Genomic DNA, 11,838 nt, shown 5'->3' with positions numbered 1-11,838 from the left:
TACACTGCTAACAACAAGCTGATAACACCGACCGGGCGATTTCGTCCGGTTTTCTTATATCTGACACTGACGACTAAGGACTTTCGCTTCATGTTAGTAAAAATCACCCGGCTGTTCCCGCTGTGGGCGCTGCTGCTGTCAGTCGCGGCCTATTTCCGCCCGACCACCTTTATCGGTATCGGGCCTTATGTCGCCCCGCTACTCATGTTGATCATGTTTGCTATGGGGGTCACTCTACGGCTGGATGATTTCAAACGTGTACTATCGCGCCCGGCACCGGTAGCCGCGGCAACTTTCCTGCATTATCTGATTATGCCGCTCACTGCCTGGATTCTGGCGATACTATTCCGTATGCCACCGGACTTGTCTGCCGGTATGGTGCTGGTAGGCAGCGTTGCCAGTGGGACAGCATCTAATGTGATGATTTATCTGGCCAAAGGAGATGTCGCGTTATCAGTGACTATCTCGGCGGTTTCTACCCTGGTGGGGGTTTTTGCCACGCCATTACTGACCCGTTTATATGTCGACGCCACCATCAGTGTTGACGTAATAGGAATGCTGAAAAGTATTCTGCAAATCGTGGTCATCCCTATTAGCGCAGGGCTGATTATCCATCACACCTTTACTAAAACGGTGAAACGCATTGAGCCTTATCTACCGGCGATGTCGATGGTCTGTATTGTCGCTATCATTAGTGGCGTGGTCGCCGGTAGCCAGAGTCATATCGCTTCAGTGGGTTTCGTGGTGATTATTGCGGTTATCCTGCATAACGGTATTGGCCTGTTAAGTGGTTACTGGGGCGGGAAACTGTTCGGCTTTGATGAATCCACCTGCCGCACACTGGCCATTGAAGTCGGTATGCAAAACTCAGGACTAGCAGCTACGTTGGGTAAAATTTACTTCTCACCACTGGCTGCCCTACCCGGCGCATTGTTCTCGGTCTGGCATAACCTCTCCGGTTCACTACTGGCGGGCTACTGGTCAGGTAAACCAGTAGAGAAAGATAAAAAGTAATACCAAAGAGTATAAATGCCCGAACCACTCGGGCATTTTCAATTTTTCTGTTTCTTTTTATTCCTCGCTTTAGACAGAAAAACAACATCAATAACACCCAGCATTACCCTGATAATATTTAAAATAAATCTGAAAACAGTCACTCAATAACCGCTTAATATTAAAAATTTATTATCTTTCCCTTCTCCCTGAATATTCCTTAATTATTGTCTTCAGCCCGCCGTCTCTACTCTTTAGGGACGGTAATAGTGCTGCCCGTAAATTTGACTCAAGGACGGAAAGGACTGGGTCCACTCATCGCGTTATACCCAGAAAATTCCCCCACAAATATCATGATAAAAAAACGTACCGCATTATGTTTTTTATTGAGCACGGGCGCTCACGCAAACATGACACCGGGGATAGATATTCCCTCCCCGATCAATGAATCACGCCAGAACCTACAGAACAGCAGTACTGAAATTAATCACTTAATAGAAGAGCGTCGTCAGCCTCATGCTAAACAGCCTGAGGCAGAGATAGAAACGCCCGAAAATAGTGCACCTGAATTAGATGATAGTGCGCAATGCCTCCCCATTAGCGGCGTCTATATCCAGGGTATTACCTTATTGACTGAAGCGGATTTAGAGACCTTAAGCCCCATGCCGGAACAATGTATTGGTAGCGAAAATGTCAATCTGTTGGCTCGTGAACTCACTCAGCTTTATCTTAACAAAGGTTATATTACCGCCCGCGTCCAGTTTATTCCTGCCGATGAAGAGGGCGAATTGGGTTTCGATGTAACCGAAGGTTTTATTGAGCGCATTGAAAGTGTTGACCCAGAATTAAACGGCGAAACTGTTTTCCCCAATATGGTCGGGGAACCATTAAATATTAAACAACTTGACCAAGGACTCGATCAAGCTAACCGTTTACCCTCCAATAAAATAACCGTCGATATTTTACCGGGAACAGAGCCAGGCGGTTCAATTCTCAGGTTGAGTAATATCCGGTCAAAACCCTGGCATCTGACAACATCACTCGATAATTATGGCAACAAAAGCACCGGTAAATGGTTAAGTCGTAATGCATTTTCTTTCGATAACCCCCTAGGGTTATCAGATTCTCTCAGTTTAAATATCAGCAGTACCACCGATAACCCACAGAAAAACCATAGCCGCGCCTATTCACTGTTTTATTCCGTGCCTTATGGTGCATTAACCTTCAGTGGCTTTGGCAGTTATTCCGAATACCTTTATCCGGTGCAATTACAATTTAATACCATCGAGCTACAGGGTAAAACCCAGCAGCATGGTTTGCGTACCGATTATGTTTTCTATCGCGACCAAGACCAAATTAATGGCTTAAGTGCACAACTAACCTATAAACAGGCCGAAAACTACTTTAACGAACAGAAAATCGCCGTCAGCAGCCCAACACTGACAGTATTAGAATTAGGTATTAATCATCTGCACATTATGCCCACTGGCATATTCAATGTGAATGTCAGCCTCGAGCAGGGGTTATCGTGGTTAGGTGCTGATCAGAATTTGACCGCCAATTATCAGGACAGCCAATTCACCAAAGCTAAAGCCGCTGTGACTTCCAATCAATATTTCAAACTGTTTGATGATTTCTATCTGTTTAGCAATCAGTTCTATGGCCAATACACCCGTGACCGTCTGCCAGGCGTTGAATGGTTGAGCGTCACCGACAGCAATGCTGTTCGCGGCTTTAGTCGCAATACCTTATCGGCGGATAGAGGTTGGTATCTCCAGAACACCTTATCGCGCAACTTTACCCTCGGCAATACCACCCTAACCCCGCGGCTAGGAGCAGATGTAGGCCGTATTCAGCAAAACCCTCAGGGCTGGAGCAGTGCTATGGGTTTAAGTGCCGGCATCAACGTCAGCTATCGCGATATCAAACTGGATATTGAAGCCAGCCGTGGACACTTATTGTCCAGTAAAACAGAGAATAAAGACCCTACTCAGATTCTGGCGCGCTTCTCTTATTCCTTTTAATTAACCGCCGCCAGTAAAAGCCAATTTTTATCAACACCAAACTAGATGACAAAAATGGAGAAGTAACAATGAAACAAAATAAGTTCAAGCTCTCCCCGGCAGGAAAGCTGGCGGCAGCCGTCGCTATTATTTCAGTATCAGTGGCCACCTGCTATGCCGCCGGTATTGTTGGCGCCGGTGATCCTGCCCACAACCCAGGAATTAACGCGGTAAATGGCGTCCCAGTAATTGATATCGTAAAACCCTCAGCATCGGGGTTATCACATAACCAATATAATGAATTTAATGTTGGTAATGCCGGCGCGGTACTCAATAACTCCCTGTCTGCGGGTCAATCACAACTTGCCGGGCAATTAGCGGCCAACCAGAACTTAAACGGTCAAGCTGCCAGTATTATTTTGAATGAGGTTATCAGCCGTAACCCTTCATTATTATTGGGGAAGCAGGAAGTATTTGGCATGACGGCAGACTATATTCTGGCCAACCCAAATGGTATTACCTGTACAGGTTGTGGTTTTATTAATACCAATCGCAACTCATTGGTGGTCGGTAATCCATTAGTGGATCAAGGGAATCTGCAAGGATTTGATACTCGAAATAATACCAATCTATTAGAGATAGGCGACGGTTATAGCGGTATGCATGGAACGCTGGATTTGATTGCACCCCGCATCAATATGCAAGGAACTATTGACTCAAGAGAAAACATTAATATTATACTGGGTCAAAATAAAGTCAGCACGAATGGGGAAATACTGGAATCACAAAAATACGTAGGAACGGCATACGACAGTAAAATATTCGGCAGCATGATAGCAGACCGAATTAGAATTATTAACACCGCAGAAGGAAATGGTGTAAATATCTCAGGCTCGCACGCAGCCAAGAAAGAATTAATTATCTCCACCCCAGGAAAGCTTAATCTTAATGTCAATGCGGCGCCTGGCCTTGATTATAACCCAGCACCGGCTATTTTAACTGGCTCAGATATTACATTAGATGCTAATGATATTTTCGCTTCTGGTGATATTATTGAAACAAAAACTAAAGACTCAACTGAGCAAAAATTAAAACGCACCAAAATTAGTGGCAAGAATATTTCCATTATCGCCAAGAAGAAAAATAACCTCACAGCGGCTGAAATCAAGGGTAAAAATATTGTTATCCAGGGTGGGGATATTAAGCTGGATACGCAAAAAGTAACCAATACCCAAACAGAGAGTTATTCAGAAGGTGATGAAGGGCTTTGGGGGTTAGGTGCGTGGAGCAAATCCAAAGATAATAAAGAAGAACAACAAAAAAATATCGGGACGACGATAAAAGGAGAAAATAACATTTCTCTTCAATCAACTGAAGGTGATATTAAACTTTCCGGGTCTTCTATCAAAGCAGGCAATAATCTTTCGATCAAAGCTAAAAAAGATTTAAAAATCGAGGGTGTAATAGATGAAGACTACTCCCGAGATAAAGGCCATAACTATGTGCATATGCAAGAAGATAAAAGCCATAATGATGAAACTAAAAAGCAAAGTCTGAATAAAACCACATTAGAAGCAGGCGATAATTTAGGGCTAACGGCTGAGGGGGAAATTTCCACCAGTGGGGTCAAAGCATCGGCGGGGAATGATTTATTGATTAATGCAAGTGAAGTCAATATTAATGTACAGAAGACCCTGGACCAAGAAATTAAAAACGGTAAAAATGAGCAAAACCTCGGCTTAGGGGGGATTGACCATAGTAATAACAATAAGAAAGCCGAAACTAGCCATCGTTCAGAAATAACGGCTGAAGGGAAAATCCTTGTGAGTGGCAATAAAGGCGTTTCCATTACCGGCAGCCAAGTCAAAGGCGCCAAAGATGGTTATGTTCAGGCCAATCAAGGGGGTATCAAGATTGACAATGCTATCAGTACGACGACGACAAAAATTGATGAGCGCACCGGGGTAATCTTTAATATTACCGGCAGCTCCCATAAAGCCAATAATAGCGATGAAAAAGTTATCGGCAGTGAATTAGCGTCAGATGCCAATCTTAAGATAATCAGTAAAGATAATGTTGATGTTATTGGCAGCCTGGTAAAAAGTGCCGGTGAACTGGGTATTGAAACCTTGGGTGAGGTCAATATTAAGGCCGCTCAAGAACAACAGAAAATAGATGAGCAGAAAAGCAAGCTGACTATTTCTGGTTTTACCAACGATGACGGTAACAACCAGTATCAGGCTGGTTTAAAACTGAACCACACCAGTGAGAGCGAAAAAACTGACAGTATCAAGAACCACGGCGCAGCACTTGAAGGTAGCAGCGTCAAACTGGATGCCCAAAAAGACGTCACTTTCACTGGTTCAAAAATCACTGCCACCACTGGTGATGCAGAAATTAAAGGCGAAAACGTCTCGTTTGTTGCTGCACAAGACAGCCTCTCCAGCAACAAAACCAAAGAAAGTGTTGGAGTTGATTTCCACTACACCGGCGGCATGGATAAAGCCGGCAGTGGTGTAAACGTAGGCTACGAAGATACCCAAACCAGCACTGACAGATCAACCTCCGTGGTCTCGAGTTCACAGGTGGCGGGTAATCTGAATATCACCGCAACACAAGATGTGACCAATCAGGGAACGGACCATAACGTCGGTGGGGCTTATCAGGCTCAGGGCAATAATATCCACAATCTGGCCGCCGAAAATAGTGAAAAAACGCACACCAAAACCACCAAGGTTGATGTCGGTTATGAGGCCAATATTGCTTATGGCGAAATCACCCGCCCACTTGAAGGGGTAGTCAATAAAGCACAAGAGCTTGATTTGGGCGGCATGATTGAGTCAGTCGGCGAAGTGGGTGGTCCCAATGCCGGGTTAGACCTCTATGCTAAAGGCGGAACTAAAGAAACCAACCTCAATAGTAGCCAATCGGTGGTGACATCAATTAAAGGCGGTAACATCGCGCTCAATGCCAACGGCGAAGTCAAAGATCAAGGCACCAAGTATCAGGCGGATAAAGGCGCCATTACGCTGGATGCATCACGCCATACCTTTGAAGCAGCAGCTAACCGAGTTGACCAACATATTACTGAGACTCAGGGTGGCGCAGACATCCGAATTTACACCACCACAGGCAAAGACATTACCGTGGATGGCAAAGGTAAAGGCGGCTCGAAAGATCAGCATGTCAAAGGTGAAATCGCGCAGGTTGGCAGCATGAACGCAGCCGGTGGCATCAATATCAACGTGAAACAAGATGCGACCTATCAAGGCACCAATATGAATGCAGGGGATGGCAAAATCGCAGTTAATGCGGGCGGAGATATTCGTTTTGATCAGGTCACCAACCATACTAGCGAAAGCCATAATAACGTGGAAGCCGAGGCCAAAATGAATCTTGGCACTAACGCTAACAGCAAGGACTTTGGCGCAGGTTTAGGCGGCGGTAACAGTAAAGGACAAAGCAGCACCTCTGTTGCCCAAGTCAGTAATCTACAGGGTCAGCAAGGTGTTGAACTGAATGCAGGGAAAGATCTGACACTAACAGGCACCTCGTTCGGCAGTAAAGATAAAGCAACCGGCGATATTCTGCTGGCCGCTGGCGGCAAAGTCGATGTGCTGGCTGCACAATCACAAGGCTCCAAACAGGATATGACCTGGTCTGCCAACGCTAACGCGGGTCTCAGTCAAAGCAGCGGAAAAGATAAAGGCAGCAAAGGGATGAAAGCAGGCGCGGAAGTTAAAGTCGCTCATATAGATGAATCAGCACTCAAGCATCAAGGCAGCATTATCAATAGTAGCGGCGCAGTAACGGTTAAAGCGGGCGGTAATGATAACCAAGCCATCCATATGCAAAATGCCAATATCACCAGCCAGCAAACCACACTGACAGCCGATAATGGCGGCATCATGCTGGAGTCAGCGCAAGACCAGGAACACAAAAACAACTGGAACTTTACTGCCGGTGCCAATGGCAACCAAAATAGCTCTTTCAAGAAAGACGACAAAGGGATGGTCGATAAACAGAGCAATGAGAAAATCCATGATATCAGCGCTCAACTTGATGTAGGGGTTGAGAAGCTGAATGCTGTAATGCAACAAAACACCCATATCAATAGCAACAATATCGCCCTAAATAGCGCCAAAGACACTGCTCTGGCGGGTGCTATGCTCAAAGCTAATGATATTACTGGCACTATTGGCGGTAACTTGAAAGTGCAAAGCCGTGAAGATGTCCGACAGGAGGTCAACGTCAACACCGGCTTGAGTTTCAATCACAGTAACGAGAAACAAGACAGCATGATTAATCAGGTAGCCGATGCGACGCCAATCGGCTCGGATAAAGTGAAAAAAACCCTGACCACTAAATCCAATAAGTTATTCGATAAAGTCAAAAAGCAATATGACCAAGTTTCAAGCTACTTTGGTTCTAAAGAAGAAGATAACGTACAACCCCTCAGCTATACCAAAAAGGGGAGCAATGAAACGCTAACCGAATCTAAGGAAGAAGCAGAAACCGAAGATAAATGGTGGCAGAAAGGTGCCAAAGCAGCAGGCAAAAAAATCAAAAGTAATGTTCAGGATGAACAAGTCAAAGGTGGCAGCGGCAAAGCTAAAGTTGAAGTGGAAGTCGTTGAAAATAAAGCGGTTGAAGAACAGTCAGCCCTTAGCGGCACACAGTCAGTTAATTTGAACGTAGCCGGTAAAACTGAACTTATTGGTGGCAAAATTTCCAATAGAGACAGTGATGTAAACTTACAAACCAATGGTCTGGAATTACAGGATATCAACGGTAAACACACCCAGGGCGGGGCGAGAGTAAATGCATCGTCTAAAGTTACCGAGATAATTGGTGGTGGCATTGGTGAGATGATGGAAGGCAAAACACCGCTACTCGGCGCTCATGGTGGCTCCGAACAGAAAAATGCCGTAGCAGGTGTGACGCGAGGCTAAAGCACGCAAACCACTGGGTTAAAGGGCATTAAAAAAGGAGATAGTCATCGCGGCTATCTCCTTTCATTTTACTGAACAACTGACTTAAATATCAGTCCGCATCATAACCCAAGTTCGGGGCTAACCAGCGCTCGACCTCCGCTATCGGCATCCCCTTACGAGCAGCGTAATCTTCCACCTGATCACGCTGAATCTGTGCCACCGCAAAGTATTTGCTGTCTGGATGGCTGAAATACCAGCCTGATACCGAGGCACCCGGCCACATGGCGTAGGATTCGGTCAACTTCATGCCAGTGTGAGTTTCTACATCCAGCAGCTGCCAGATTTGGCCTTTTTCAGTATGTTCAGGGCAAGCCGGATAGCCCGGTGCCGGGCGAATCCCTTGATAGTTCTCGCGCACCAATTCTTCGTTGCTCAGGTTTTCATTCGGTGCAAAGCCCCAATACACCTTACGTACCCGCTCATGCAGATATTCTGCAAAAGCTTCTGCCAGACGGTCTGACAAGGCCTTAATCATGATTTTATTGTAATCATCATGCTGAGCATCATAAGCCTCGGCCAAGGCATCTTCTTCCAAGCCACCGGTGACAGCAAATGCTCCGTAGTAATCAGTTTTACCACTAGATTTAGGTGCGACATAATCAGCCAGGCAATAGTTCGGGAAGTCGGTCTTCTCGGTTTGTTGGCGCAGATGATGACTGACCACCAGCACATCCTCACGCCGCTCATCGCGATAAATTTCAATATCATCGCCGACGCTGTTAGCCGGGAATATCCCCACCACGCCTTTCGGATGCAGTAAGTTTTCTGCCGACAATTTATCCAGCAGTTCATTGGCATCGGCAAATAGGCGTTTGGCCTCTTCGCCGACCACTTCATCTTCCAAAATACGTGGGTATTTACCCGCCAGCGACCAGGTCATAAAGAATGGCGTCCAGTCGATGTAATTGCGCAGAGTTTCGATACTGGCCTCGACAGGCTGCACACCTAATTTATGGGCGACTGGCGGCGTATAATTTTCCCAATCGATTACGGTTTGGTTATCCCGCGCGACCTGTAAACTGACCGGCGGAGTTCGCGGTTTTTTACGTGCATGCTGAATACGGACGGTTTCATATTCTTTGCGCGTTTTTGCTACGAAATCATCACGCTGCGTGTCAGATAACAACGCTGAGACCACGCCAACGCTGCGTGAGGCATTGGAGACGTAAGTGGTGGAACCACTGTAGTTCTGTTCGATTTTAACCGCGGTATGGGCTTTCGAGGTGGTCGCGCCGCCAATCAATAACGGCAAGGTGAAACCCTGTCGCTCCATCTCTTTGGCAACGTTAACCATTTCATCCAGCGACGGGGTTATCAGGCCGGACAAGCCGATAATATCGACCTTTTCCTCCCGCGCCGTGCGCAGGATTTTTTCGGTCGGCACCATCACACCCAGATCGATAATCTCATAGTTATTACACTGTAAAACCACACCCACAATGTTTTTGCCGATATCGTGCACATCACCTTTAACCGTTGCCAGCAGGATTTTGCCCGCGGTAGTGCCTTTCTGCTTACTGGCTTCAATATAAGGTTCGAGATAGGCTACTGCCTGTTTCATCACTCGGGCAGATTTTACCACTTGTGGCAGGAACATTTTCCCTTCACCGAACAGGTCACCAACCACATTCATCCCGGCCATCAATGGCCCTTCGATAACCTCGATTGGCCGCTCAGCCTGCTGACGGGCTTCTTCGGTATCCAGCTCGATGAACTCAGTGATGCCTTTAACCAGTGAATATTCCAGCCGTTTTTTTACATCCCAGCCACGCCACTCCGCTTGTTGAATCGCCACTTCACCACTTTTGCTGCTGCGATATTTTTCGGCCAGATCCAACAACCGCTCAGTGCTGTCGCTACGGCGATTAAGGATCACATCTTCCACCGCATCACGTAGCTCATCCGACAGATCATCATAGATAGCCAGTTGGCCAGCATTGACGATCCCCATATCCATGCCATTACGGATAGCGTAATAGAGGAAAACAGCATGGATCGCCTCACGCACCGGATCATTACCGCGGAATGAGAAGGAGACGTTGGAGACACCACCTGAAATCATGGCATGAGGGAGTTCGGCTTTGATATCGGCGCATGCCTCAATAAAGTCGACCGCATAGTTGTTATGCTCTTCAATCCCGGTGGCGACGGCGAAAATATTGGGATCGAAGATGATGTCTTCCGGCGGGAAGCCGACAGTTTCGGTCAATATCTTATAAGCGCGGCGGCAGATTTCGATTTTACGCGCACGGGTATCCGCCTGCCCGGTTTCATCAAATGCCATCACCACCATGGCCGCACCATAACGGCGCACCAGCTTAGCGTGATGGATAAAGGCAGCTTCGCCCTCTTTCATCGAAATAGAGTTAACAATTCCTTTGCCTTGAATACATTTCAGGCCTTTTTCGATCACATCCCACTTAGAGGAGTCGATCATGATTGGCACCCGGGCGATATCTGGCTCACCGGCAATCAGATTGAGGAAGCGCACCATCGCGGCTTCTGCGTCCAACATACCCTCATCCATATTGATATCGATGATCTGCGCGCCGCTTTCAACCTGTTGGCGGGCTACATCCAGCGCTTCATCATATTTATCTTCTTTTATCAGCCGCTTAAAACGAGCCGAACCAGTGACGTTGGTGCGCTCGCCGACGTTAACAAATAGCGAGTTGGCATCGATAGTCAGCGGTTCCAGACCAGCCAGACGGCAAGCCACTGCAATATCCGGCAACGGGCGCGGAGGGACGCCAGCGACGGCTTTAACCATCGCCGCAATATGCCGTGGTGTGGTACCACAACAACCACCGACAATATTCAAAAATCCAGCCCGCGCCCACTCACCAATCTGCTCGGCCATCTCTTTGGCTTCCAAATCGTATTCACCAAAAGCATTAGGCAAACCGGCATTCGGGTGTGCACTGACATAATATTCAGAGATACGGGATAACTCCGCCACATATTGACGTAATTCATCCGGTCCCAACGCGCAGTTCAGGCCAAAAGAGAGCGGTTTAACGTGGCGCAGCGAGTTATAAAAAGCTTCCGTGGTTTGGCCTGATAATGTCCGGCCCGAGGCATCAGTAATGGTGCCGGAAATCATCACCGGCAACAGCACACCCATGGCTTCAAATTCAGACTCAACAGCAAAGGTAGCCGCTTTCGCATTAAGGGTATCGAAGACCGTCTCGATCATAATCAGATCAACACCACCTTCAATCAAGGCACGGGTAGATTCCCGATAAGCCTCAACCAACTGATCAAAACTGACATTACGGAACGCCGGATCATTAACTTTAGGCGAGATAGACGCGGTACGGTTGGTCGGGCCAAGAACCCCGGCAACATAGCGCGGCTTCTCTGGGGTACGGGCGGTCCATTCATCAGCGCAAATCCGAGCCAACCGAGCAGCTTCATAGTTAATTTCGGCTGACAGCGACTCCATCTGATAATCCGCCATCGCAATGGTGGTGGAGTTAAATGTATTGGTTTCGAGAATATCAGCGCCCGCTTCAAGGTAGGCATTGTGAATGGCGATAATGACTTCCGGTTTAGATAGCACCAATAAGTCGTTGTTACCTTTCAGATCACTTGGCCAATCAGCAAAGCGCGCTCCACGATAATCAGCCTCTTCCAGCCGATAGCTCTGGATCATCGTGCCCATACCACCGTCCAGCACCAAGATCCGTTGTGCCAGTTGCCGATGCAATTGCTTAACCTTATTGTTTAATACTGTGTCCACCACTGTCTGTCGCCTCTTTACCCTGTTGCCTTGCCATTATCTGACGTATCTTGGTTGTTTATTTGTATCAGATATGCTGAAAAATTCATCTGTCATCCTAGCACAA

4 protein-coding genes are annotated in these 11,838 nt (G+C 47.0%); 3 read left to right on the top strand and 1 reads right to left on the bottom strand.

Features of this window, described 5'->3' with window-relative positions; all coding sequences use genetic code 11:
- Window positions 1-90: 90 nt before the first annotated feature.
- The 3 genes from panS to Q2T71_RS20570 all read left to right on the top strand — a co-directional run bounded on the left by panS (window position 91) and on the right by Q2T71_RS20570 (window position 7,948).
- Entirely contained in the window at window positions 91-1,014 is a 924-nt protein-coding gene (gene panS, locus Q2T71_RS20580) for a ketopantoate/pantoate/pantothenate transporter PanS (RefSeq protein ID WP_372560365.1), read from the top strand.
- 332 nt (window positions 1,015-1,346) lie between these two features.
- On the top strand, window positions 1,347-3,017 hold the full coding sequence (locus Q2T71_RS20575; protein WP_372560364.1) for a ShlB/FhaC/HecB family hemolysin secretion/activation protein: 1,671 nt from the start codon (window positions 1,347-1,349) through the stop codon (window positions 3,015-3,017).
- Window positions 3,018-3,085: 68 nt separating this feature from the next.
- Window positions 3,086-7,948 carry a hemagglutinin repeat-containing protein gene (locus Q2T71_RS20570; RefSeq protein WP_372560363.1) on the top strand — a complete coding sequence of 1,621 codons (4,863 nt, stop codon included), beginning with the start codon at window positions 3,086-3,088 and terminating at the stop codon, window positions 7,946-7,948.
- Between the two features lie 91 nt (window positions 7,949-8,039).
- On the opposite strand, the gene metH is transcribed toward Q2T71_RS20570, so the two are convergent.
- Entirely contained in the window at window positions 8,040-11,735 is a 3,696-nt protein-coding gene (metH, locus tag Q2T71_RS20565) for a methionine synthase (protein ID WP_372560362.1), read from the bottom strand.
- Window positions 11,736-11,838 lie beyond the last annotated feature (103 nt).

The organism is Yersinia sp. 1652 StPb PI, from assembly GCF_041538345.1.
GTDB classification, from domain to species: Bacteria; Pseudomonadota; Gammaproteobacteria; order Enterobacterales; family Enterobacteriaceae; genus Yersinia; species Yersinia enterocolitica_E.
The sequence above is the reverse complement of the archived record's forward strand: the minus strand, read 5'-3'. Positions and strand labels throughout refer to the sequence as shown.

What these genes read in the sequence shown, in the direction of transcription:
- panS (WP_372560365.1), top strand. Translation starts at nt 91, where the DNA reads ATGTTAGTAAAAATCACCCGGCTGTTCCCGCTGTGGGCGCTGCTGCTG.
- Q2T71_RS20570 (WP_372560363.1), top strand. Translation starts at nt 3,086, where the DNA reads ATGAAACAAAATAAGTTCAAGCTCTCCCCGGCAGGAAAGCTGGCGGCA.
- Q2T71_RS20575 (WP_372560364.1), top strand. Translation starts at nt 1,347, where the DNA reads ATGATAAAAAAACGTACCGCATTATGTTTTTTATTGAGCACGGGCGCT.